The following is a 24,078-nucleotide window of genomic DNA, read 5'->3' on the forward strand; positions in this document are numbered from 1 at the left end:
GGGGGGGGGGGGGGGGGCGGGGCCGGGCGGGGGGGGCGGGGCGGGGGGGGGGCGGACCGCGGGGGTGAGGGGGTGGGGCCCGCGGGCGGCGCCCGGGCGGCCCGCACCTGGGGAGGTGGCCGGTCAGGAGAGCGTGACGTCGTCGTACTTGGTGGAGGTGGCGTCACCGGTCCAGTTATCGTCGTGGTTGACGAGGGTGAGGGTGTAGGAGTGTCCGGCAGTGACGGCGGCGGTCTTCTGCACCCAACCCGAAGACGAAACGCACGTCTTGGCGAGCACCGTGGTGGTCGTCCCGGTGGTGTTGTCCTTCAGGGTGGCCGTCGCCCAGTCGTAGGTGACGGTGTCCGGGCAGGTCACGTTGTACCAGAAGGACAGCGTGCTGGTGCCGGACGGCGCGGTGAAGGTCTGCGTGACGGACGAGTCACCGTTGGTCGGCGAGGTCGAGCCGAGCAGGGCGGCGTAACTGCCGCTGTGCGGGCCGCTGGTGGTCACGCCGGCGGCCGCGCCGCTTGCCGTCCAGCCGGACAGGCTGCCGGTCTCGAACCCGCCGTTGGTGACGCCGCCGGTCGGGCCGCCGGTGACCGTGAGGGCGTACGCGGCGCTGTGGGTGACGGAGGTGCCGGTGCCGGTGACGGTGATGTTGTACGTCCCGGACGGGGTGGAGGAGGAGGTGGTGACGGTCATCGTGGCCGAGCCGCCGGAGGTGACGGAGGCCGGGTTGAAGCTCGCGCTCGCCCCGGCCGGCAGGCCCGAGGCACTCAGGTTGACGGTCTGGGCGCTGCCCGAGGTGGTCCCGGTGGAGACCGTGCTGGTGGCTGAGGAGCCCGCGGCAACGCTGCCCGAGGCCGGGTTGAGCGACATCGAGAAGTCGTTCGCCGCGGTGCCGCAGCCGGGCAGGGTGAAGGAGGAGATGCGGGTCGCCCAGTTGAAGCTGCCGGTCGTCGGCTCGTACTCGTCGGTGTACCAGAAGGTGCAGTCGTCGACGGGGTCGACGGCCATCGAGGTGTAGTCGCCCCAGCGCGAGTAGGAGGTCTGCGAGCCGGCCCCGGTGATGGCCGTGACCTCGCCCTGCGTCATGGTGCCCGGCGCGTCGCCCGCGAGCCGCCCGGTGTAGCGGATGGACGGGTGGGTGCTGGAGGAGGACTGGGAGTAGCCGAGGGCGGTGTTGCCGGCCTTGTCCTGGGCGATCGAGCCCATCCAGCGGTAGGTGGAGTCCGGCGCGTAGGTGCCCTGCTGGTAGACGGTCGGGTTGCCGCCCGACATGCGCAGCTCGTACCACCGGGAGCCCACTGAACTCCCGGCGGTGACCGAGTGGTTGACGACCATCGACTCGTGGTCGCCGTAGTTGCGGTACGCCAGGCGGAACATCACCCGGTCGGAGAGCGAGTCCAGCTGCTGGGTGGTGCCGCCCTGCGGGATACAGGTGCCAGAGGTGCCGCAGGCGGTGGTGTAGGCGGCGACGGTGAGCGAAGTCGGCCCGGTGAAAGTGGAGTTAGCCGGGGTCGCCCAGTCGACGTGGAATTTCCAGTACGCCAGCGAGGTCGCCGTGGTTCCCAAGCCCACCAGCGTCGCGGGCTCACCGGCCGGCGGCGCCGTCGCACCGTCCAGGTCGGAGGCGAGCAGCCCGCCGTAGGAGGACGAGGTGGTGTAGCACTGCTGGGTGGCGGCGGCGCCGGTCAGCATGCTCGCGCGGTCCATCGCGCAGGCCTGGGCGTTCAGGAAGGAGCCCGCCGGGGTGAACATGTTGTAGGTGACGTAGTAGCCGTCCGGCCACACCGAGAGCTTCGGATAGTCCGGGAAGTTGGCGAACTGGTACGCGTACCGGTTGTACGTCCCGGTCGCGTCCGCGCTCGTGGAGACGGCCATGCACTCGAAGTACGGGCCGGCGGAGGACGAGACGTTCGCGAACTGGGTGACCACCCAGCGGCTCGCCAGCGTGTCCCAACGCACCACCGCGTCACCGTCGTTGGTGGACTGGCAGTAGCCGCCGAAGCCGGACCACAGGGTGCTGGTGTTGGTCGGGGCGAGGATCGTGGCGCCCGTCTTGGAGTACACGGCGTAGGCGGTGTTCACCGTCTCCACGATCTGGGTGGAGCCGACGGCGGCGTTCGGGTCCGGCGGCACACCCGTCACGGAGTAGTTCGCCGATCCGATCCCGTCGAAGCTCGCGCCGGTGGACGGGACGGACGGCCCGCCGGGCGTGCGCTGCACCACCGGGTCGGGGACGTGCGAGGCCGGCGGGTGCGGCAGCCGCTCCTCGTGGTCCTTGCCCTTGTGCTTCGGGCCGGGCGCGATGGTGGCGACCGCCGCCAGGTCCCGCAGCGGAGCGGAGGTGTCGTGGTGGACGGCGGCACCGGAGTCGGCGGACTGCCCGGCGGGCGGGGCCGCCGGGGCCGCCTGCGCGGGGGAAGTCCCTAGCCAGAGGCCGGGCAGCGCGGCGAAGAGGGCCGCCAGCGCGGCGGTCCGTCCTCTTCGCGCGGTTCGCAGGAGCGAGCGTGACACTGAACATCCTTTCGACAGCCGGGAATCGCCCGACAGGTGAGGGGGTGAAGGACGTTCACGCAGAAGTGCGCGCGTGTTCGCAACTCGGAAGTGTGAAGGCGGACATGACATCGCACAAGATGTGCGACCAAAACTCACGCGGCGGCAACTCGCCGGTTACCCGCCTTATGGCACAAGGGCGTTGACGCAACGGACGAGCGCCACGCCGACATCCGCCAAGGCCACGAAGGTCACGAGCACCGCCCCGGCGGCCGGCCACGCCCGGCACCAGCGGCTCGCCGGACGCTCCCCGTTCAGCGCGGCCACCCGCGCAGTGACCTGGTGGCGCAGGTAGGTCAGGGCCGGGGGCGGCGCGGGCAGGTCGGCGGTGGCGAGGGCCGCCCGGGCAAGCGAACGCATGGCGAGCCGACGTGAGCCGACCCGCTCTGCGGCGACCTCGTCCGCCCAGCGCTCGATGCAGAACGCGATCTCGTCCCGGAGCCGGGCGAGCAGGGGATTGATCGCGACGGCGATCTGCGCCACGGCGGCGTACCGATGGTGTCGATGCGTCAGATGTGCTCGTTCATGGGCGAGCAGGACGGCGCGCTCCTCGGCGGACAGCGTGCGCAGCATCCCGGTGGTCACCACGATCCGCCCCGGCCTGCCGGGCAGGGCATAGGCATCCGCGCGGTCGTCGGTCACCACGATCAGGTCGCCCGCAGCCGGAGCCCCGCGCACCACCCCCAGGGCCCGCCTCGCGGTCGCATGCCGCCGCCACGCGAACGACAGGCGCACCGCGACGACGCCGAGCACGACCGCGGCCAGCATGCCGAGGCCCCCCGGAACCGGATCGGCCGCCGCCAGCACCCGCGGATCTCCGTCCAGGCGCGACCGCACCTGCGGGACGTTCATCAGCCCCGCGAAGGCCAGGACGGACAGCCCCCACAGAGTGGCCGCCCCGGCCGTCGCGGCGAGACAGGTGAGCACCCGGACCTCAGCCGCCGGAGCGAGGTGGCGGGAGACCGCCGACCCCACCACCGCCAACGCGACAGGAGCGAGCAGCAGCAGGTGAACGGTGAAGTACACGGGCGGCTCCCCGCATCGCAGTCCTACTCGCCGGTGTCGAGCAGGTCTCGCAGTGCCCGTTCGTCCTCCGGATCGAGCCCGGCGACGAAGTGCTGAAGGACCGCCATGCGGTCGACGCCACGGGCCAGCGCCTGGTTCATCCGGGAGGCGACCTCGTCCGCCGGCCCCCGACGCGGCTCGTAGGCGTGCGCCCGGCCGGATCGCTCCCGGTCGAGCAGACCCTTGCCGTACAGTCGGCCCAGCACGGTGAGCACCGTCTTGTACACCAGCCCCGGATCGCCGAGCGCCTCATGGACCTGTGCGGCCGTCATCGGATGCTCCCCGGCCCACAGGACGCCCATCACCTCGGCCTCCAGCGCGCCGTGATCCCGTCGCTCGCTGCCCACGCTCCCCCTCCGTCCCACGCGGCACGACCAGCCTCCACCGCCGCCGACGGGACTCTGCCCGTCCACGGCGGTCGTCATGCGGCCACACCGTCCAGCGTGACGGGTCAGCCGCGGCCCGGACGCGTGAGCGCGAGCAGGAGGAGGGCTGCGGCCTGGATCGCGACGGAGACGGTGATCAGCACGGGGATCGAGTACGCGTAGAGGGCTCCGGCGAGTACGCCGCCGACCAGGGTCGCGCCTCCCACCACGGCGGCGAACAGGCCGTAGGCGGTGGCCCGGCGCCCGGGCGGGACGAGGTCGGCAACGGTGGCGCGCAGGGTCGATTCCTGGACGCCCATCGCGGCGCCCCACAGCAACGCGCCGGCCACGACCGCGGCGAGCGTGTCGGTGAAGGCCAGCACCGGGACGGCGGCGGCCAGCAGCGGCAACACCGTCAGGGTCCGGGCGCCGTACCGGTCGTAGGCCCAGCCGGTGGCCAGGGCGGCGACCGCGTCGGCGGCCATGGCCGCGGCGTACAGCACCGGCACGGCGGCGGGGGACAGCAGATGGCGTTCGACCACGTGGTAGGAGAGCACGCCGAACGTGGCGAAGCCGGCCAGGGTGGCGGCGCTGAAACCGGCGTACAGCCAGAAGGCGCGCGGCAAGGGCTGGGCGCCCGCCACCCCGGACCGGGCACCGGATGCTGCGGCCGGCTCGGGTGTGTCCGGGCTCTCGTACGCGGCCGGGTCCGGGACGCGAAGGCGCAGCCAGACGAGCAGGGCCAGGGCGGCGACGCCGGGCGCGGCCAGCACGCCGAGGGCGGGGGCGTAGTCGCCGCCGGTGACCGCGAGGACGCCGGCGACGGTGAGCGGGCCGATCAGTGCGCCGATCTGGTCCATCGCCTCGTGCACGGCGAAGCCCCGGCCGCGCCCGGTGGCGGCGGTCGCATGGGAGAGCAGGGTGTCCTTCGCCGGCGAGCGCACGGCCTTGCCGACGCGTTCGGCGATCACCAGCGCGCTTGCCACCCCCAGGGTGCCGGCCAGACCGAGGAAGGGGACGGTGACCACGGTCAGGGCGTAGCCGGCGATCGTCCAGGCCCAGAAGCGGCGGGTGCGGTCGGCCAGCGGCCCGGAGCCCAGGCGCAGGACGAGGGCGGCCGCCTCACCGACACCGGTGACGACGCCGACCACCAGGGCGGAGGCACCCAGCGAGGCCAGCAGCGGCCCGGTGACCGAACGGGCGCCCTCGTAGACGAAGTCCATCAGCAGGCTGACCGTGCCGAACGCCGTCACGAAGCGCCACGGCCGCATCCGTGGGGCACCGGTCCGGCCGGATGCCGGGTGGCTGGTGGTTGCGTTCACGCGGCGACCTCCACGGCGAGGGGCTCGCCGCTGCCGAGCACGATGTCGCTGATCACCCGCATGATTCACCAGTTCCTGACCGGCTCACGGCGCTCCCCGCTGGAGCAGGCCGGCTTTTGCCGTTCGCCGCTGAATGTAACAGTCGTTAGATTTTCTGAGCAACGCCGTCGAATCCCATTGACGGGGTACCCGCCGCGATGCCCCTCGCGCCGGCGGCGCCGCACGGCAGGAGAGACTGAGCGGGTGAGTGAAACCGTGACCTGGCTGCTCCTGGCCTACCGCGTCCCCAGCGAACCAAGCCGGCTGCGCGCCACCGTCTGGCGCCGGCTGAAAGCCCTCGGCGCGATCTACGTCCAGAACTCGGTGGCCGCCCTGCCCGAGGACCCGACGGCCGAACGCGCCCTGCGCGCGCTGCGCGCCGAGATCGGCCAGCTGGGCGGCACCGCCCAGCTGCTGCGCGCCGACGCCCTGGCCGGCGGGGCGGACCTGGTGGCGGCCTACAACACGGCCCGGGACGAGGAGTACACCGAGATCGTCGCGCGCTGCCGCGACTTCCTCGCCGAGATCGAGCGGGAGACGGCCGAGGAGCACTTCACGTACGGCGAGCTGGAGGAGAACGACGAGGACCTGACCAAGCTGCGCGGCTGGTTCGACAAGGTCGCCGCCCGCGACCGCCTCCGCGCATCCGGGCGCGAGGCCACCGTCCAGGCGCTCGCCGAGTGCGCGAAGGCACTCGACGGCTTCGCAGACGCCGTCTACGCCGCCGACACCGACGGAACCTGATCCCACAGAACGCACTTGTCGCCACGACAATGGATCTCCCAGGTCAGAGCAGGTTTTGGTGCCCCGGTGAGAGCGGGGTGAGTGCGGCGTTGCTCGACCGTCGATCCGCAGCGCGGGAGCATGAGCGTGGCAATTTCACACGAACCTCCTTTGGGGGCGATCACCATGCGCTCCGCAGCCCACACCGGGCACGTCTTCCGCCGGTGCGGCTGCCGCGACCACAACGGCAAGCAGTTCGGGGCCAGCTGCCCCAAGCTCGCCACCGAGCCCGATCACGGCACCTGGACCTTCTCTCTCGACCTCCCCTCCCCCAGTCGGCACCGCAACATCGCCCGCCGCGGCGGCTACCCCAGTGCCGAGACCGCCCGAACCGCCCTGCGCCGGATGATCGAAGGGCAGGCCGGCGGCTTCAACGCCGACCCCAACCAGACCATCGCCGACTACCTCACCTCCTGGCTCAAGGACAAGAAGCTCACCCTCAAGCCCACCACCTACGTCCGCTACCGCGATTACGTCACCAACGACCTGATCCCCGCCTTCGGTCAGGTCAGGCTCGACGATCTCGGCTACTCGCACATCGCCGCCTTCGTCCACACCCAACTCGACGCCGGACGCGGCAAAGTGACCGTCCACCGCTGCCTCGCCACGCTCTCCAGCGCCCTCGGCGACGCCGTCCGACACCACCGGCTCCCCTACAACCCGGCACGCCCGACCGTCATCCCGCGGCCCGCCGCAGCCGAACGTCAGATCTGGACCGTCCAGGACGCCATCCACTTCCTGCACTGTTGCCGCGCCGCCGATCCAGCCTTCGCCGACCTCATCGAGGTCCTCATCGGCACCGGCATCCGCAAAGGCGAAGCTCTCGCCCTGCACTGGAACGACGTGCACCTGCCCGAGCGTGTCCTCTACGTCCGCTACACGCTCTCCGCCGTCGACAACAACCACCTGATCCTCACCACGCCCAAGACCCGCAGCAGCAAGGGCTGGGTCGCCATCTCCCCGCGTGTCGCCGTCGCCCTGCGTCACCGGGCCGAGGCAAAGAGCCCCTCACCCGCCCGATCGATCCGCGGCGGCTTCGTCTTCCACCGCCCCGACGGACGCCCTCTCCACCCCGAATACGTTCTCAACCACTTCCACTACCTCTGCCGTGAGTTCGTCGTCCCCCGCACCACCATCCACGACCTACGCCACCTCGCGGCGACCATCTCGATCACCGCCGGGGTGCCCCTCACCGTCGTCTCCAAGACCCTGCGGCACGCCACCCTGTCCATCACCGCGAACATCTACGGCCATCTGACCACCCAGGCCGCCCGTGACGCCGTCGACACCATCGACCACGCCCTCACCACAGCCGACCAGAGCCCTGCCCCTGTCCAGCTCCAGAGCCGGAGAACACACCGAACTCACCCGGCCCACAGCCCCGGACAGATCACCACGATCAACTACCCAGCGCAGAAGGCGAGCTGAGCCCCGCCCGTTGAGGGCGACGGGAATTCACCCGCAATCGGCGATATCACAATGCACTCACAAGGCCCGGAAAACGCGTCAAGGCCGCTTCCGCATCACTGCGGAAAAGGCCTCCGACCTGCGAAAACGCCGGTCGGGACGACAGGATTTGAACCTGCCACCCCTTGACCCCCAGGAAAGGGCATGACTGGCTGTCCGTTCAGTCCAGAACCCGCAGGTCGGGGCCTACCTCGTCCACCACGCATGACGCCCAATAACACCTCATGACGCCCAGTCGGTGAGAGGCGCGTGAGAGGCACCTGACGGCCGAGGCTTCGAGAGTGACTTGCTTCACAGTCGCATGATGTCGGTCTCCCGCTCTATCCGGTCGAGCAGGTGGGCAAGGTGGTCCAGGTCCTCCGGGGTCCGGCGCAGCGCCGCGTATCCGGGCCACCTTCTACTGCCTGGTACGCAACCCGTCGGGACTGAGCAGCGAGGGCTTCGCCAAGCGGCTGCTGGAGGACGCCCGCGTCCTCGGTATTCCGGCGACCGGTTTCGGTCCGGGTGGCGAGGGATTCGTCCGGCTGACCGTCTGCACCAGCGAAGCGCACCCTACCGAGGCCGTGCGGCGGATCGGCGTACTGAACTGGTGACGGGCCACACCGTGACTGCCGTGACCGCCGCGTCGGCCGTGCAGCCGCCGGAGCGGCCGAGCGGAGAACGCCATCGGTCCGGGACGCCGTGCCTTCGCCCGCCGTATCCGGTCGAGTAGCCGTCGAGTGCCGCCGTCCTCGGCGGTCCAGCGGTTCTACCAGGTATCCCAGGCACCGCTCCTGGAGATCGTGACGGCGAACGCGTTCGCGCAGCAGACAGGGCCTGCCCGTGTGACGAGACACGTCGAAGCCGACTACCTGATGAGCGTGGAAAGTCGGCAGCTCCGCAGCGCAACAGGCCGCGCGGCGACCGCTTTCGGCGGCAGCGTGGTGACAGCGACCAGCGACCGCTACGTGGGCGTCGAGGAAGTCCGCGGCGGCGCTCGGGTGCAGGCCCAAGGAGTCGAGCACAGGCCGCACCAAGGCGTCGCGAACGCCCGCCCGCTCCGCGCCCTTCCTCAGCCGATCGACAGCCCCGAACCCGATCGACAGCCCCGAGCAAATCGCTCGTCTCGGCACACGCCGCACCGAGCGACTCGGCGGGCTGCTCCACGACCACCAACATGCTTCCCGATCAGGCCGGATGAGGTTTTCGACCAGGACACGATCACCTGACCCGGGAGCAGGCCGGCCCGGAACAGCCGTCGAGGGCATGAGGTCACCTGGCGGGTGCGGCCGATCTCCATGCCCGCCACCCTACGCGGTCGCTGCGCGCCGGTTCGGGCACGATCCCGCCGCGCGCGCAACTGCCGCTCGGTGCAGGAATGGTAGGGAAAACCCGACCACCGGTTCTCGACCTGGCTGTCATGACGTCACATCCCTGCGGAAGCTGCAATGGAGGCGTGCTCACTCACCAGGCCCCCCGGGCTACGGGAGTGGTCGGGCAGAGGTGGCTCTGGTGTGCCGGATGGCTCGTAGCCGCCACCTGGGCCGCCACGTTCCCCCTCGTCTCCTCCCTCGGACCGCACCGGACCTGGGGTACCGTCGCCGCGGTCGGCTACCTCGGCGCGGCGGTCGCCGTCCTGCTGCCGTCGCGGCGGGACGCCCGGGTCGTATCGGCCGCACTCGCGCTCGCCGGTGCGGCCGTCCTGCCACTGCTCCTGCTGGTGCACACCGGGGCGGCCCAGAGCGAGGTCGGGGTGATCGAGCGCTCCGGCTCGTTGCTGCTGCACGAGGTGTCCCCGTACCTCGACGATCCCCGCACGGTGGACGAGGTGACGCCCTATCTGCCGGGGATGGCGCTGCTCGGGCTGCCCCGGGCGGTGCTCGGCACCCAGGGACCGTTGGCGCGGGTGGCCGGCGACCCCCGGGTCTGGTGCGCGGCCGTGCTCCTGGCCGGCCTGTGGACCGCCCACCGGCTGCTTCGCGCCGCCGCGCCCGCCGGCGGCCGACGCTGGAACGCGGTGCCCCCGGGGACGGCGCTCGCCGCCCTGGTCGCCTCGCCGGTCGTGGCGCTGCCGCTCGCGGTCAGCGGCGTCGACCTCCCGCTGACCGGACTGCTCTGCCTGGCGCTCGCCCTGGCCGCAGCCGGACGGCCGACCGCCACCGGGCTGGTCCTGGCCGCCGCGTGCGCGATGAAGTGGACCTCCTGGCCTGCGGTCGCCGTCGCCGTCGCCCTGCTCGCCGCCACGGCCGGTCGGCGGGCCGCGGCCCGCTGCTCCGCCCTGGCACTGCTCGGCACCGCCGTCCTGGTGCTGCCCGCCGCGCTGCTCGCCCCCGGGCCCATGGTCAACCAGGTGCTGGCCTTCCCGCTCGGCCGCGGCGGGCTGCGGACCGAGGCCGCCAGCCCGCTGCCGGGCAAGCTGCTCGCCGACCTCGGTACAGCCGGCTGGGGCACGGCGGTCGCGCTCCTGCTGCTCGGCGGCCTGACCGTCGCCGTCTCGCTGGTGCGCCGGCCGCCCCGCGACCTGGTCGCCGCCGCCGACCGGCTGGCCCTCGGCCTGGGAGCAGCCTTCCTGCTGGCTCCGGCCAGCCGGTTCGGCTACCTCGCCCTGCCCGCCGTGCTGGCGATCTGGGCCCGCGTCATGCCTAAGTCCTGCCCGGCGGCCCCGCACCCGCTCCCGCTGCCCGGGCACGCGACCGAACCCACCCCCCGCACCTCCCAGTCCTCCCAGGAAGGAGGTGTCCGATGAGCCTCCACCCGGTGGACGCCACGGCACCGCTCGACACCACCGACCGACGGCACCCCGCCGCCGCGGCCCTTACCCGTACGACCGGGGCCCGGAGCCGTTCGACCGGGGCCCGCACCGCCACCGTAGCCACCGCCCTGCGCTGGGGCGGAACCCGGCTGCCCTTCGTCGAGGACGAGGTCGCCGGTCTGCGCCAGGTCGTCGCCCCCGGCGCCATCTGCCTGGACGTCGGCGCCGAGTACGGCCTCTACACCTGGGTGCTGTCCTCGCTGGTCGGCCCGGCCGGCCACGTCCACAGCGTGGAGCCGCTGCCCGGCCCGTCCCGCTGGCTGCGCACCGCCTCCCGGCTGCTGGGCACCCGCAACGTCACCGTGCACCGGTTCGCCCTCGGTGCGGAGGCGGGCCCAGGCACGCTCAGCCTGCCCAAGCGCCGCGGGCTCCCAGTACACGGCCGGACGTACCTCACCGAGGGCGCAGACGGCCCCGGGCCCAACGCCGAGTTCGCCGCGTCCGTGCGGGTGCCCACCCGGGTCGTCACCCTCGACCAGTTGGCGGAGCGGCTGCCCCTCACCCGGGACTCCTTCATCAAAGCCGATGTCGAGGGCGCCGAACTGGCTGTGCTCCGGGGCGGTGCCGCCACCCTGCTGCGCCACCGGCCGACGCTGCTGCTGGAGATCGAGGACCGGCACCTGCGCAAGTACGGGTCGCGCGCGGCGGACGTGCCGCGGCACCTGGAGCAGTACGGCTACCGGCCGCACCGCTGGTGGCGCGGCCGGTGGGCCCGGGTCTCGCAGGTCAGCGACGACTGCCGCAACTACCTGTTCACCGTCTGACCACCCCACCTGGATGCGAGGCACCGACTCCCATGGGCACCACGCTGATCGTCACCAACGACTTCCCGCCCCGGCAGGGCGGCATCGAGACCTTCGTACACGCAATGGCCGTGCGCGTCCCGGACAACGACGTGGTCGTCTACACCTCCAGTGAGCCGGGTGACGCCGCGTACGACGCCGCCCTTCCCTTCCCGGTGGTCCGGGACCCCAGCCGGACGCTGCTGCCCACCGCCCGGGTCACCCGCCGGGCGCTCGAAATCGCCCGCGCCCACGACAGCGACCGGGTCTGGTTCGGGGCCGCCGCACCGCTGGCCGCGATGGCGCCCGCGCTGCGCCGGGGCGGGATCGAGCGGATCGTCGCCACCACCCACGGCCACGAGATCTGGTGGGCCCGCGCCCCACTCGCGCGCCGGCTGCTGCGCCGGGTAGGCGACCACGTCGACGTCGTCACCTACCTCGGCGAGTACACCCGCCGCCGGATCGCCCCGGCGCTGGGTTCGCGGGCCCGGATGGTGCGGCTTGTCCCGGGCGTGGACGCCGGGGCGTTCCGGCCGTCGCCGGAGCACCGCCGGGTGATCCGCGAGCAGTACGGACTCGGCGAGGCCAAGGTGATCCTGTGCGTGTCCCGGCTGGTCCCCCGAAAGGGCCAGGACGCCCTGATCCGGGCGCTGCCGCTGATCCGCCGACAGGTCCCGGACGCCGTCCTGATGATCGTCGGGCACGGCCCCGACGAACCTCGGCTTCGCCGGATGGCAAGTCAACTCGCCCCGGGAGCCGTGGTGTTCGCCGACGGCCAGGACCACGGGTCGACGGCCTGGTACTACGCGGCGGCGGACGTCTTCGCCATGCCGTGCCGGACCAGGAAGGCCGGCCTGGAGGCAGAGGGGCTGGGCATCGTCTTCCTGGAGGCCGCGGCGAGCGGCCTGCCCGTAGTCGTCGGCGACTCGGGCGGCGCACCGGACACCGTGCTGGACGGCCGGACCGGCAGCGTGGTGGACGGCCGGGACGTGCCGGCTGTGGCCGACGCCGTCGCGACGGCTCTGCTGGACACCGACCGGGCCGGGGAGTTCGGGCGGCGCGGCCGGCAGTGGGTGTCCGAGCAGTGGTCCTGGGACGCCTCGGCGGAACAGCTCACCCGGCTTCTCACCCCTGGGGTGGAGCTGCGCTCCGTCACCGTCCCGCCGGTGGACTGACTACGACGGCGCGCCCCCGCCGCGCAGGTAGGCCAGGACGGCCAGGACCCGCCGGTTGCCCTCGACCGGGTCGAGGTTCAGCTTCATGAAGATGTTGCTGGAGTGCTTGACCACCGAGGCCTCGGTGACGGTCAGCCGCTGGGCGATCGACTGGTTGTTGAGCCCCTCCGCCATCAGCCCCAGCACCTCCCGCTCGCGCGGGGTCAGGCGCTTCAACGGCTCGTCGGCGGTCCGCTGCTGGAGCAGCACCCGCACCACCTCCGGGTCGAGGACGGTCTGCCCGCCCGCCACCCGTTCCAGCGCGTCGAGGAAGTCGGTGACCTCCCCGACCCGGTCCTTCAGCAGGTACCCGAGGCCGCCGTCGGTGGAGGCCTCGTTGCTGAACAACTGGGTCGCGTACGCCGTCGCCACGTACTGGGAGAGCACCAGGACCGGCAACCCCCGGTGCCGGAAGCGCAGTTCCACCGCGGCCTTCAGTCCCTCGTCCCGGAAGCCGGGCGGCATCCGCACGTCGGTGATGACGATGTCGGGCCGTTCAGCGTCGACCGCCGCCGCCAGCTCCTCGGCGTCGCCGACCGCGGCGACCACCCGGTGGCCGACCCGCCCCAGTAGCTCCACCAGGCCGGCCCGCAGCAGTACGGCGTCCTCGGCGAGCACTACACGGAGCACGGGACCTCCACACGCAGTTGGGTCGGCCCTCCGACCGGACTGGTCACGATGAGTCGTCCTCTCAGGATGGCCACCCGGTCGGCCAGCCCCTGCAGGCCGGCGCCGGCGGCGGGATCGGCCCCGCCGTGGCCGTTGTCGGTGACGAGCAGCACGAGCTTCTCGCCCTTGACGGAGGCGGCGACGGCGACCTCGTCCGCGCCGCTGTGCTTGGAGGCGTTGGTCAGTGCCTCGGTGATGGTGAAGTAGGCGGCCGTCTCCACCGCGGCGGGAAGCCGGTCCGGCAGGTCGATGTCGACGGTGACCGGGATCGGGTTGCGCAGTGCCAGCTCGGCGACCGCCGCGGGCAGCCCGTGATCGGTCAGCACCTGGGGATGGATGCCGCGCACGAGGGTGCGCAGCTGGTCCAGGGCCTGCTTGGCCTCGCCGCGGGCCCGGGTGACCAGTTCGGCCGCGGCCGGATTCTGCCCGCGCAGCTCCAGCTCGGCCAGCCCGAGGGTCATACTCAGGGCGACCAGCTGCTGCTGGGCGCCGTCGTGCAGGTCGCGCTCGATCCGGCGCCGCTCGGCCTCGAAGGCGTCCACCAACCGGGCGCGGGAGCGGGTGAGTTCGACGACCCGGCTGCCGAGGTCCTCGTCCCGCATCGCCAGCAGGAATTGTGCCGTCCGCACCTGGGCCCCGGCCAGCAGGCCCCCGGCGTAGGCGGAGAGCACCAGCCCGACCAGTCCGGCCACACTGCCGGGCAGGGCCGCGACCGGGTCCGAGATCGGGCGGCCGGGCATCAGCATCACGGTGTCCGGACTGATCGCCCACACGATCAGCGGCGTCGCCAGCAGGATCAGCGAGATGCCGAGCAGCGCGACGAAGCCGATGCCGCTGGCGGTGAACAGCACGGCCTGGATCAGCAGGTACGCCAGCTCGCGCCAGGTCGCCCGCTCCTTCAGCCGGGTCCGCAGCCAGGCCGTGGCGCCCGCGCCGGGCAGCGATCCGTGCGGGTCGGGCAGCGGGACGGGCTCGACCAGGAGCAGCCTGCGCCGCTCCAGCACGGCGAGCGGCACCCCGAGCACGGCCACCCCGGTCAGCACCACCAACCCGATCCCGACCACGGACAGCCCGACCCCGACGAACAGCAGCGCGGCCAGCACCACCAGCGAGGCGGCGCCCTGGACGGTGCCGGTCAGCAGGAACGCCCAGACGCGCAGCGGCCACCACGACCACAGGAAGCCCAGCGGCCGCCGGCGCATCGCCGCCCACACGGCAACCGTCATGCCGCTGCCCTCCCCGCTCGCGCACGAACCCTCGCGCCCGACTCTATCGGGCCGCCGCGCACCGGGGACGGTAGGGAAAACCCACCCACCCGGACTCCTCGCAGGCCCACTGCGTCCGCGCCCGCACTCTGGTGGACTGGGGGCATGTCACTGCTCACCGACATCCAGCTGCCCGCGGTCAACCTGGTCGGCGTCACCAAGAGCTATCCGGGCGCCACCGGGCCGGTCCTGGTGCTGCGCGAGGTCAGCCTGGGCTTCCCGCAGCGGGCCCTGACCGCGGTGATGGGGCCGTCCGGTTCCGGCAAGACCACGCTGCTCAACTGCGCGGCCGGGCTGGACCGGCCGGAGAGCGGCAAGGTGCTGCTCGGCGAGACCGACCTGGCGGCCTGCGACGAGCGGCAGCTGACCGAGGCGCGGCGCAGCCGGATCGGCTTCGTGTTCCAGCAGTTCAACCTGCTGCCGATGCTCACGGCTTTCGAGAACGTGGCGCTGCCGCTGCGGCTCCAGGGTCGCAAGGTCCGGCGGGCCGGCGTGATCGAGGCGCTGCGGATGGTGGGCCTGGCGGACCAGGCCGACCGTCGGCCGGCCCAGCTGTCCGGCGGTCAGCAGCGGCGGGTGGCGATCGCGCGGACGCTGGCGGCCGAACCGGAGATCATCTTCGCCGACGAGCCGACCGGATCCCTCGATCGGCGCAACGGCCGTCAGGTGATGCAGCTACTCCGGGACGCCGTGGACCACGAGGGCCGCACGATCGCCATGGTGACCCACGACCCGGCGGCGGCGGCCTGTGCCGACCGGGTGGTGTTCCTGTCCGACGGGCGGATCGTCGGCCGGCTGGATCACCCCACGGCCGAGGCGGTGGCTCACCAACTGAGCGTCTGGGAGCAGTGATGTGGCGGGTGTCGGTGCAATCGGTGCGCCACTACTGGGCGTTGTTCGTGGGGACGTTCGTGGCGCTGGCTTTGGGCGTCGCCTTGGTCGGGGTCTCCGCCTCGGCGCTGGCGGCCACCTGGGCGGTGCCACCGGTGGCCGCCTCCGGTATGGCCTCGGTGACGCCCACCGACCAGGCCGGCGGCTCGCACACGGTCACCACCGGCCAGGCCGACCTGGGCGGGGTGCAGAGCGTGCTGGCCATGGGCGGCGTGGTGTCGGGCTTCGTGACGGTGTTCGTGGTCGCGGGCACCTGTGCCTTCGGGATCGCCCTGCGACGGCGGGACATGGGGCTGCTGCGGCTGGTCGGCGCGGGCGGGCCTCAGGTGCGCCGGATGGTGCTGGGCGAGTCCTTCGTGGTGGCGGTGCCCGCCGCGGCGCTCGGCTGCGTGCTCGCGGCTGTGGCGACGCCGGCCACCGTCCGGGCGCTGAACGGGACCGGCCTGTCGCCGGTGGTGCTGGAAGTGGCCCGCCTCACCACAGCGGTTTACCCGAACACTGCCGGAAGAGCCTGAACACGGAAATGCGGGACCGCAGGAATTCAGTCACGCTCCGGAAAGTATTCGGTGAATTCTGCTGCGCCAAAATCGGTCAGGCGCCCGCAGCGGCCGCAGCGGCGAGGGAGTCGCCCGGACGGATCAGCGGGGCCCGTGGGCGCCCGCCCGCACAGCGGCGAACACCCGGCGCACGGTGAGCTCACTGACCATCGGCAAACCGCGACCCGGGCGGTGACCAGAAGGGTGTCGGCGATCCTGACCCCAACTCCCGGCATGGAGGCGAGAACCCGAAACAGAGGGTGTGCCTCCAGCAGTTCGCCGATCTAGGCTCCCACGACTCACCGCTGTCCGTGGACGGCGGCGAGCGAGCGGGCCAGGGAGAGCACGACCACATCCAGGGGGTGACATTGGGGATGACGACGGTCTGTTCGTCGAGCGCGGCGAAGATCTCGTCGACCAGGCGTTCAGCCATGCGGGGGCCTCGGGCCGTATCAGGGTCACGATTCTTCGTCGGTCGGCCTTGCGCGGCCCGGCCGGGAAGCCTTGCTGTCGAAGCAGATCGTGCCACACCGTCGACGAAGGCACCGATAGCCACATCGCATCGTCCGAATCCAAGACTTGGGCAGCCGATGAGCCTGTCGGCGCGCATGTGATCGGCGGAATGAAGCGTCAAGTACAAGCGTTTTAGCCAGAATCGCGATCACCGTCGACAACCATCAATCCCATTTGAGCAGCAGACAGATGAAACATGGGACGAATATGCAGATATATTCACCGGTGCACAATGCCGAGCAGCATCAGACGTCGGCGCAGGACCGTGGAAAACCGTGAGACGAATGTGAGAGGTACGCCCCTGAGCACGCCGAAGGCCGCTTCCTCCCGAAGGAGAAGACTGCCTCGCCGCCCGGGTCTTCGCGCGGCTCGCTCTGCTCTGCGCGTCTGTGCCGCTGCCAAGAACGCCAGGTACTCGTCCTGAGCGATGAGGTCGCGGGGCTGCGCCGAGAGGTCGCCGCTCCGAAGCCCGGTCGGCCGGACCGTGGCCTGCTGGCCGCGCTCATCCGGCTCCTGCCCCGGGTTCCGCAAGCTCGGCGCAGCCCGGCAGCCGCTCCCCACGGACTTCGGATAACCTGCCGGGTATGCCGCACCGCGCCATCCCGCGCCGCCCGGGCGGCCTTCTCGCCCTGGCCGCCGCGGACGCCTTGTGGGTCGATTTGACGGCTGGCAGTGCTGTGCCGACGGCTTCCGGGGCGTTCAGCCGCTCTCCTGCTGATCCCGGGGCCGGGTACGTACTGCTCGGCGGACGCGCGGTGGCGACGGTGAGAGAACCGGGCGGCCGGTGGAGCGTTGACGAGACCGACGTACGGCGGGCGGCGACGGAGCTGAACGCGGTCGAGGTGAACCGGGAGGACCTGGTCCGCGTCGGTCCTTTCCGCGGCCCCCTGAACCTGGGGCACAACGACCCGCCCACACTGCGGTGGCGTCAGCGCATCGCCCGGGAACAAACCCTCGCACAAGATCCCGGCAACCACGGGCACGCACCGAGGCACGACAGCGGCCAGCTGCACCACCTGGGCGGGATCGACTGGCGCCAGACCTTCGTGGAGCACACCCGCGACCGGACAGCGCGAACATGGTGGCTGCCACGGGCCGTGGTCAGGTTGCTGGACGCGGCCGAGCACACCGAAACCCAGTGGCTCCGAGCCGCACGGACCTGCCGGGAATGCGCGGCCGTCACCGACCGGCCCGGCCAGTGGCGCGTCCACACTGCCGACGGCCCGCAGACAATCTGCCCCGACTGCCGCACCACCGAGCTGTGCCCGTACAACGACGAGCTGGAAGGTCACCTGTATTCGACGCTCAGTAGGAAGCACGGCTTCTCCCGCAAGGTGGCCGAGTGGGGATGCGCCGTCTGCCGGACAGCACCAGCCGCCGCGCTCGACCACTGCCACGAACACGGCTACGTCCGCGCCCCCGTCTGCCAGTCCTGCAACACCCAGGAACGACCCGACCACCTGTACAGCAACGACGTACGCGTCGGCGAACGCTACACCCGCCTCTTCCACACCCACGCCGACACCTGGCTCCGCCACTGGCACCGCTGCCCCGGCTGCCGCGCCCGCACCACACTGCCGCTGCCACACCTGGCCGCATGGACCGCCCACACGGCCGGCCAGTCGCTGCGACCGACCCACCGCGCCCCTGGCAGCTCTCGCGGGCGCAAACCCTGCGGTGCGCTGCGCGCGTCCTGGACGGGCAGCCAGAACACGCCCGGCTCCTGCCTGATCACCGTCTCCGTCGACTTCTGCCCCTCCGGCGAACACCGCGTCCTGGCGCAAGTCCCCTACCGCGAAGCCACCGAACGGTTCCGTACCTGGCTGGCCATCACCGCCCCAGTCGTGGCTGCCGCGGCCGGACCCAGCCGCCTGGACGGCATCCCCGCCCAACAGTTCCGGCCCGTCATCTCCGACACCAGCAGCGAGGGCCTGAAGCTGTTCTGAGCCAAGAGCGCCATGCTCTTCAGGCGCTGGTAGCGCTCCGGCAGGTCGGTTCGGCCCTCGTTGAGGACGGACAGGCTCATCACCCGGAAGGTGAGGTCCAGCTCGCGCCGCTTCTCGACCTCCAGGATCCACCGGGAGGTGATCCAGGCGAAGGGGCAGACAGGGTCGAAGTAAAAGTCGACCTTGAGGGTGTTCTCGTTCGCGTGCGTGTTCAGGGCCGGTGACGGGATTCGCCGGTGGTACCGCACGGCAAGCAAGGTGCGAACGGCACCGGGGGCGCGGGCAGGATCGGGCACGGCGCGGTCCGTGGGGAAGGCTGGGTCGTACTGGCTGACGACCGCCGAAGACAGAATGCACTTGTCGCCACGACAAGAGATCGCCGCAGGTCATACCACCTTCGGGTTCCCTGGTGAGAGCGCGGTGAGCCCTCTCTGTCAGCCTTGGGTGAGACGTCCGCTTTGTCGGGTTAGCCTGAGAGGGCCCGAGTAGGAGTTCCACTCCTGATGACCAGCACCAATCCGTCCGCCGCTGACCTGAGGTTCCCCCGACGTGCGGAAGGTTGCCGGAGATGGCCTGATGGGTCATGAGAAGGGAGCCTTTGTGATGGCTGCTCAGCTGAAGTACCCGCCCGAGTTGCGACGGCGTGCGGTGGAGATGTATCGCTCCGCCGACCCGAAGCCCGTGATCCGGCAGATAGCCCGCGATCTTGGGGTGCACCACGAGGCCCTGCGCAACTGGATCCGCCAGGACGAGGCCGACCGGGGCGAGCGCGACGACCGGCTGACCACCGCCGAAAAGGAGGAGCTGGCCGCTCTGCGGAAGGAGAACGCCGAGCTGCGGCGTTCGTGCGAGATCCTCAAGGCTGGCTCGGTGCAGTCAACCCGTCAGTGCAACATCCCAGGTGACGGAGGATGTGACGCACGGCGAGGTTGGGGCGTCCGAGCATGTCGGACACACAGAAGCGAGAGTTGTGGGACCGCTGGAAGGCCGGAGAGTCGATCAGCGAGATCTCGCGGGCACTGGGCAGGCCACCAGGCTCGATCTTCACGATCATTAAGTCCAACGGCGGATACGTGCCACCGGTCCGGCAGCGGAGATCGGGCCAACTGACGCTTCCCGAAGGGGAGTCGATCTCGTGCGGTCTTGCTCGGGGCGACTCGATCCGCTCGATGGAAGCCCATGGCAGCGCGGTACGAACGAGAACACGAACCGCCTGCTGCGTCAGTACATGCCCAAGGGCACGAGCATGGAACACCTGACCCAGGACGACCTCGACAAGATCGCGTTGGAGCTGAACACACGCCCCCGGAAGACCCTCGACTTGGACACGCCAGCCGATAGGCTGGGGCCCCTGTTGCGGGTTGACTTCACCTCGGCTTTTTTCGGGCTCTCCTGCCGTATGTGTGGGTGGGCCGATCTGCGGCTGGACGTGAAACACGCCGTCCTCTGTGATCCTTGAGGTGTCGAGACTCAAATTGGATCAAGCAGAGAGACGGCGTGCCTGCCTTCAGCATATGGAAGCGCACCCTGATGGTCGAAAAGACCGTGGTCGAGGGTGTCCGCTGGGACGAATCGGAACAGTGTGTGATCGTGTCGGTACGGCCTGACGCGCGACGGCGTGGGCGGTGCGGGCTGTGCCGGCGCCCGGCTCCGTGGTACGACCGGGGACGCGGTCGGCGCCGGTGGCGCGACCTGGACCACGGGACGGTGCGGGTGTTCCTGGAGGCCGACGCGCCGCGTGTCGCCTGCCCCCGGCACGACGCCGGGCACACCCTGGCCTTCGACCAGCAGGTCGCGTGGATGGCCGCCGAGTGCTCCAAGAGCGCCGCGGCCGAACTGTTGCGCTGCACCTGGCGCACGGTCGGCCGGATCGTCGAGCGCTACACCGCCGACCGCGACCGGGGCACCGACCGGCTGGCGGGGCTCACCCGGATCGGAATCGACGAGATCTCCTACCGCAAGGGCCAGCGCTACATGACCGTCGTGGTCGACCACGACACCGCCCGGGTGGTCTGGATGGCCGACGGCCACGGAACCGACGTCCTCACCCGGTTCTTCGACGAACTCGGCGAGGTCCGGGCCCCACGGCTGACCCACATCAGTGCCGACGGCGCCGGCTGGAACACCCAGGTCATCGCCGATCGGGCACCGCGCGCGCTGCGGGTGATGGACCCCTTTCACGTGGTGGCCTGGGCCACCGAGGCGCTGAACACCGAGCGCCGGGCCTCGTGGAACCGGGCCCGCCGCGAACTCGGCGACCGGGAGACGGCCCGGTCACTGAAGGATTCCCGCTTCGCGCTGTGGAAGAACGCCGAGGACCTGACCGACCGCCAGGCGGCCAAGCTGGCCTGGATCGCCGCCACCGACCCACGCCTGCACCGCGCCTGGCGGCTGAAGGAAGCCCTGCGGGCCGTCTTCGCCCTGGCCAAGCACCGCCCCACCGCCGCCCTCAAGGCCCTGGACACATGGATCGGCTGGGCCCGCCGCTGCCGCATCCCCGCCTTCGTCGACCTCCAGCGCACGATCGTGCGCCACTACGACGCCATCCGCTCCGCGCTGATCACCGGCCTGTCCAACGGGCTAATCGAGTCCACCAACACGAAGACCCGCCTGATCATCCGGCGCGGCTTCGGCTTCCACTCCGCCGACGCCGTCATCGCCCTCGTCATGCTGACCCTCGCAGGCCCCCGCCCCATCCTCCCCGGACGCCAACCCTCAGCAGCCTGACCCACACATCAAGCAGGAGAGCCTTTTTTCGCCCAGGAGCTCGACCCGACCCGGCGACGGTACTGAAGCTCATCGACGAGCGCCAGGACCGCTTCGGGGCCGAGCCCGTCCTCCGGGAACTGCACAATCCCCGCCTCCACCTACTACCGCTGGCGCCGCGAGGCCGTCGAGCCGTGCGAGCGCAAGCGCCACGACGCCGAGCTGACCGAGCACATCCGCCGCATCCACGCCGACTCCGACGAAACCTACGGCTCCCCGCGCGTCCACCCCGTCCTGCGGCGCGAGGGCACCCACGTGGGCCGCAAGCGGGTCGAGCGCCTGATGCGCCAGGCCGGACTGCAGGGCGTCAGCCCGCGCCGGCCCCGCTCCTTCACCCGCCGCGACCCGGCAGCCGACGTCGCCCCGGACCTGGTCCAGCGCGACTTCACCGCCGACACCCCGAACCGGCTGTGGGTCCCCGACATCTCGCTGATCCCCACCGGCGAGGGCCCATGGTGGCTGGCCACGATCCGCGACGCCTTCTCCCGCCGGATCGTGGGCTGGAACACCTCGGAGCGCGCCGACGCCGACCTCGTCCTCACGGTCCTGGAATACGCCCTGCACGGCCGACCCATCGAACCGGGCAAGCTGATCATCACAGCGACCACGGGTGTCAAGGCGGATTCAACTGATCGTCGCAACACCTCGTTGATCACGGAGGTGTGGGGATGGGTCGGGTCGCGGGTTGGACGACGAAGATGACGGGTCGGCCGGCGATGCGGTCGCCGGGCAGGCCGCCGATCCGCCGGGATGTGGAGCGTGCGTTCTGGGTGAAGATCGCCGAGGGGCTGACCAGCGAGGACGCTGCGGTCGCGTGCGGGGTGTCCGGGCCGGTCGGTTCGCGGTGGTTCCGCGATCGTGGTGGGATGTCATCGATCGAGCTCAGTCCGCCTTCGGGCCGCTACCTGTCCTTCGCCGAGCGCGAGGAGATCGCCCTGCTGGAGGCCCAGAAGGCCGGCGTCAGGGAGATCGCCCGGCAGCTGGGCCGGTCACCGTCGACGGTCTCGCGGGAGCTTCGCCGCAACACTGCGACCCGGGGCGCCCAGCTCGACTACCGGGCTTCGATCGCGCAGTGGAAGGCCGAGTTGGCGGCACGGCGCCCCAAGACCTCGAAGCTGGCAGCCGACGAGCGGCTGCGTGAGTACGTGCGAGAGCGCCTGGCCGGGCGGGTCCAGGCTCCTGACGGGACGCCGGTGGCCGGCCCCGTGGTGGAGTGGAAGGGACGGAACAAGCCGCACCGGCAGGACCGGCGCTGGGCAAAGGCGTGGAGTCCGGAGCAGATAGCCAACCGGCTGCCGCTCGACCATCCCGACGAGACGATGCGGATCTCGCACGAGGCGATCTACCAGGCCCTCTACATTCGCAGCCGCGGCGGGCTGGAGCGCGAGCATGTCGCCTGCCTGCGGACCGGGCGAGCTCTGCGCGTCCCACGCGCACGCTCGCGCCGCCGCCCCAGCGGTCACGTCACGCCCGAGGTGGTGATCAGCGAGCGGCTCGCCGAGGTCGAGACGCGGGAGGTCCCGGGTCACTGGGAGGGCGACCTCATCATCGGGACGAACCGGTCCGCGATCGGCACGCTCGTGGAACGCACGACCAGGTTCACGGTCTTGGTCCACCTGCCGCGGCTGGAGGGCTATGGGGTCGAGCCGCGGACCAAGAACGGCCCGGCACTGGGTGTTACGGCGCCGAAGCGATGAGGAAGGCCCTCACGGCACGGATGACCGAGCTCCCCGGCAACTGCGCCGGAGCCTGACCTGGGACCGAGGCAAGGAGCTGGCTCAGCACACCCAGTTGAAGGCCGACACCGGCATGGCCAACGAGAACACGAACGGGCTGCTTCGTCAGTTCTTCCCGAAGGGCACCGACCTGTCCCGCTGGAGTTCGAAAGAACTCGAAGCCATCGCCCGAACACTCAACAACAGGCCCCGCAAGACACTCGGCTGGCGAACCCCGACGGAAGCCCTCGACGATGAACTCCCTCGCTCCAGGCAAGCGGTGTTGCGACGACTCCGTGAACCCAAGCAATTTACGTCCATTAAGCTCACAACTCGTTTTCTCAAAGCCGGAATTGAGGCGATCATGGGCACCATCGGCGACTCGTTCGACAATGCCCTGGCGGAGAACTTCTGGAGCGTGTTGAAGACCGAGTGCGTGCGTCGGACCGCCTTTGCGACCCGCACTGACGCCGACCTGGCCCTGTTCGCCTACATCGACGGACCCCGTTGCCCAATTGTGTTATGCGGCGAGGTCAAGGGCTGCGAGGTGTGACGTTCGCGTGCGAGCAGAAGGCTTGTCGTTCCACCAGGCATCCAGACGGATGAGGTTGATGGCTGTGGCCGTGAAGACGTGCGCGAGGTGTGTCTTCGGCAGGCCGATGTAGCGGGTCCGGCGGGCGCCGGTGGCGGCGATGGCCTGGTGGATTGTGCCTTCCACGCCCGCGCGGACCGCGTACCGGGCTTTCCACTCGTCGGTGGCCTGCTCCGCCCGGACACGTTCGAGGATGGCGTCCTGTTCCTGTGGGCGGACCGTCAACTGGCGCCCGCAGAGCGTGGAACTGGTGCACTCTGGTCGCGCACCGGACAAGGAGCGCATGTCTCGGTGGCGAAGCGGATCCGGATCGCGGGCCGCTGATTATGGTCATGGCCTTCATATCAGCCCAGTTGATAGCGAAAGACGCCTTGCCGAAGCCGACTGCCTGCACCGTCTGGCGTGTCGTGTTGGGCCTGACCGGGCCGATGACGCGGACCCGGTGGTGGACCGGGGCGGTGAGCAGAAGCTCGGCGGAGATGTAGCCAGCGTCCATGAGGTGCTCGGAGGGCAACAGACCCTTGCTGTTGAGGCAGTCGTGGATATGCTCGACAGCCGCCGAGTCTCCGGCGGTGGCATCCGTGGTGACCACATGGGTGATCATGTGTGGCCTGCCGGAGTCAGGGGCATCGCAGGTCTCGCTGAAGTGGACTTTGTAGCCGTCCCAGGCCGATCCGCGCTTCACTGCGTTGCGAGAATCCGGGTCGTAGGGCGAGGTAATCCGCATCCTGCTTGGCGGGAGATCATCCTTCTCCCGCCAAGCCACCTCCTGCACTCCATCGATCACCGTGCGCTTGAACTGTTGCAGCCACACGG

At 71.0% G+C, this 24,078-nt stretch carries 19 protein-coding genes and 5 pseudogenes; 14 read left to right on the top strand and 10 right to left on the bottom strand.

Features of this window, described 5'->3' with window-relative positions; translation table 11 throughout:
• Positions 1–123: 123 nt before the first annotated feature.
• From ACFV1W_RS29360 to ACFV1W_RS29375, 4 genes are all read right to left on the bottom strand, one after another.
• Positions 124–2,502, bottom strand: coding sequence for a hypothetical protein (locus tag ACFV1W_RS29360; protein ID WP_380420274.1), 2,379 nt, complete (start codon positions 2,500–2,502; stop codon positions 124–126).
• 165 nt (positions 2,503–2,667) lie between these two features.
• Positions 2,668–3,567: a M56 family metallopeptidase gene (locus tag ACFV1W_RS29365; RefSeq protein ID WP_380420275.1), complete on the bottom strand. Its 900-nt coding sequence runs from the start codon at positions 3,565–3,567 to the stop codon at positions 2,668–2,670.
• Positions 3,568–3,590: 23 nt separating this feature from the next.
• Positions 3,591–3,953: a BlaI/MecI/CopY family transcriptional regulator gene (locus ACFV1W_RS29370; protein ID WP_380420276.1), complete on the bottom strand. Its 363-nt coding sequence runs from the start codon at positions 3,951–3,953 to the stop codon at positions 3,591–3,593.
• 104 nt (positions 3,954–4,057) lie between these two features.
• Complete coding sequence (locus tag ACFV1W_RS29375) at positions 4,058–5,293, bottom strand: MFS transporter (protein WP_380420277.1); 1,236 nt, start codon at positions 5,291–5,293, stop codon at positions 4,058–4,060.
• A 243-nt stretch (positions 5,294–5,536) separates the two neighbouring features.
• Here ACFV1W_RS29375 and ACFV1W_RS29380 point away from each other — a divergent pair, with 243 nt between their 5' ends.
• Both ACFV1W_RS29380 and ACFV1W_RS29385 read left to right on the top strand, forming a co-directional pair.
• Complete coding sequence (locus ACFV1W_RS29380) at positions 5,537–6,076, top strand: Chromate resistance protein ChrB (RefSeq protein WP_380420278.1); 540 nt, start codon at positions 5,537–5,539, stop codon at positions 6,074–6,076.
• A 165-nt stretch (positions 6,077–6,241) separates the two neighbouring features.
• Entirely contained in the window at positions 6,242–7,543 is a 1,302-nt protein-coding gene (locus ACFV1W_RS29385; protein ID WP_380420279.1) for a tyrosine-type recombinase/integrase, read from the top strand.
• Positions 7,544–7,888: 345 nt separating this feature from the next.
• On the opposite strand, the pseudogene ACFV1W_RS29390 reads toward ACFV1W_RS29385, so the two are convergent.
• Positions 7,889–7,969, bottom strand: a pseudogene (locus ACFV1W_RS29390) (GntR family transcriptional regulator); the annotation flags it as partial.
• 1,048 nt (positions 7,970–9,017) lie between these two features.
• Between ACFV1W_RS29390 and ACFV1W_RS29395 the strand changes: the two are divergent.
• The 3 genes from ACFV1W_RS29395 to ACFV1W_RS29405 are packed head-to-tail and all read left to right on the top strand — an operon-like array spanning position 9,018 to position 12,330.
• Positions 9,018–10,307, top strand: coding sequence for a hypothetical protein (locus tag ACFV1W_RS29395; protein WP_380420280.1), 1,290 nt, complete (start codon positions 9,018–9,020; stop codon positions 10,305–10,307).
• Complete coding sequence (locus tag ACFV1W_RS29400; protein ID WP_380420281.1) at positions 10,304–11,137, top strand: FkbM family methyltransferase; 834 nt, start codon at positions 10,304–10,306, stop codon at positions 11,135–11,137. Before ACFV1W_RS29395 ends, ACFV1W_RS29400 begins: the two co-directional genes overlap by 4 nt.
• A 32-nt stretch (positions 11,138–11,169) precedes the next feature.
• Positions 11,170–12,330, top strand: coding sequence for a glycosyltransferase family 4 protein (locus ACFV1W_RS29405; RefSeq protein ID WP_380420282.1), 1,161 nt, complete (start codon positions 11,170–11,172; stop codon positions 12,328–12,330).
• Here ACFV1W_RS29405 and ACFV1W_RS29410 read toward each other — a convergent pair whose 3' ends face one another.
• Both ACFV1W_RS29410 and ACFV1W_RS29415 read right to left on the bottom strand, forming a co-directional pair.
• Positions 12,331–12,999 carry a LuxR C-terminal-related transcriptional regulator gene (locus ACFV1W_RS29410; RefSeq protein ID WP_380420283.1) on the bottom strand — a complete coding sequence of 223 codons (669 nt, stop codon included), beginning with the start codon at positions 12,997–12,999 and terminating at the stop codon, positions 12,331–12,333.
• The gene (locus ACFV1W_RS29415; protein WP_380420284.1) at positions 12,987–14,264 is read right to left on the bottom strand and encodes a sensor histidine kinase; all 1,278 of its coding nucleotides are present in this window, start codon (positions 14,262–14,264) and stop codon (positions 12,987–12,989) included. Before ACFV1W_RS29415 ends, ACFV1W_RS29410 begins: the two co-directional genes overlap by 13 nt.
• Positions 14,265–14,408: 144 nt before the next feature.
• Here ACFV1W_RS29415 and ACFV1W_RS29420 point away from each other — a divergent pair, with 144 nt between their 5' ends.
• Both ACFV1W_RS29420 and ACFV1W_RS29425 read left to right on the top strand, forming a co-directional pair.
• Positions 14,409–15,155 carry an ABC transporter ATP-binding protein gene (locus ACFV1W_RS29420; protein ID WP_380420285.1) on the top strand — a complete coding sequence of 249 codons (747 nt, stop codon included), beginning with the start codon at positions 14,409–14,411 and terminating at the stop codon, positions 15,153–15,155.
• 8 nt (positions 15,156–15,163) lie between these two features.
• On the top strand, positions 15,164–15,709 hold the full coding sequence (locus tag ACFV1W_RS29425; protein WP_380420286.1) for an FtsX-like permease family protein: 546 nt from the start codon (positions 15,164–15,166) through the stop codon (positions 15,707–15,709).
• 212 nt (positions 15,710–15,921) lie between these two features.
• Here the strand turns inward: ACFV1W_RS29425 and ACFV1W_RS29430 are convergent.
• A pseudogene (locus tag ACFV1W_RS29430) lies at positions 15,922–16,249 on the bottom strand (IS110 family transposase); the annotation flags it as partial.
• 578 nt (positions 16,250–16,827) lie between these two features.
• Here ACFV1W_RS29430 and ACFV1W_RS29435 point away from each other — a divergent pair.
• Positions 16,828–18,189 (top strand): endonuclease domain-containing protein, encoded by a 1,362-nt coding sequence (locus ACFV1W_RS29435; RefSeq protein WP_380420287.1) that lies wholly within the window; start codon positions 16,828–16,830, stop codon positions 18,187–18,189.
• 14 nt (positions 18,190–18,203) lie between these two features.
• Here ACFV1W_RS29435 and ACFV1W_RS29440 read toward each other — a convergent pair.
• Positions 18,204–18,404, bottom strand: a pseudogene (locus ACFV1W_RS29440) (disulfide bond formation protein DsbA); the annotation flags it as partial.
• A gap of 388 nt (positions 18,405–18,792) precedes the next feature.
• Here ACFV1W_RS29440 and ACFV1W_RS29445 point away from each other — a divergent pair.
• The 6 genes and pseudogenes from ACFV1W_RS29445 to ACFV1W_RS29470 all read left to right on the top strand — a co-directional run bounded on the left by ACFV1W_RS29445 (position 18,793) and on the right by ACFV1W_RS29470 (position 23,223).
• Complete coding sequence (locus tag ACFV1W_RS29445; RefSeq protein ID WP_380420288.1) at positions 18,793–19,299, top strand: transposase; 507 nt, start codon at positions 18,793–18,795, stop codon at positions 19,297–19,299.
• Between the two features lie 64 nt (positions 19,300–19,363).
• A pseudogene (locus tag ACFV1W_RS29450) lies at positions 19,364–19,543 on the top strand (transposase); the annotation flags it as partial.
• 176 nt (positions 19,544–19,719) lie between these two features.
• On the top strand, positions 19,720–20,916 hold the full coding sequence (locus tag ACFV1W_RS29455; protein WP_380420289.1) for an ISL3 family transposase: 1,197 nt from the start codon (positions 19,720–19,722) through the stop codon (positions 20,914–20,916).
• A 126-nt stretch (positions 20,917–21,042) separates the two neighbouring features.
• Complete coding sequence (locus ACFV1W_RS29460) at positions 21,043–21,657, top strand: IS3 family transposase (protein WP_380420302.1); 615 nt, start codon at positions 21,043–21,045, stop codon at positions 21,655–21,657.
• 164 nt (positions 21,658–21,821) lie between these two features.
• Positions 21,822–22,970, top strand: a pseudogene (locus ACFV1W_RS29465) (IS30 family transposase).
• Between the two features lie 64 nt (positions 22,971–23,034).
• Entirely contained in the window at positions 23,035–23,223 is a 189-nt protein-coding gene (locus ACFV1W_RS29470) for an IS3 family transposase (protein ID WP_380420290.1), read from the top strand.
• Here ACFV1W_RS29470 and ACFV1W_RS29475 read toward each other — a convergent pair.
• The gene (locus tag ACFV1W_RS29475; protein ID WP_380420303.1) at positions 23,191–23,547 is read right to left on the bottom strand and encodes a transposase; all 357 of its coding nucleotides are present in this window, start codon (positions 23,545–23,547) and stop codon (positions 23,191–23,193) included. The genes ACFV1W_RS29470 and ACFV1W_RS29475 overlap by 33 nt on opposite strands.
• Between the last annotated feature and the right edge of the window lie 531 nt (positions 23,548–24,078).

It is taken from the genome of Kitasatospora sp. NPDC059648 (assembly GCF_042734825.1).
GTDB lineage: Bacteria > Actinomycetota > Actinomycetes > Streptomycetales > Streptomycetaceae > Kitasatospora.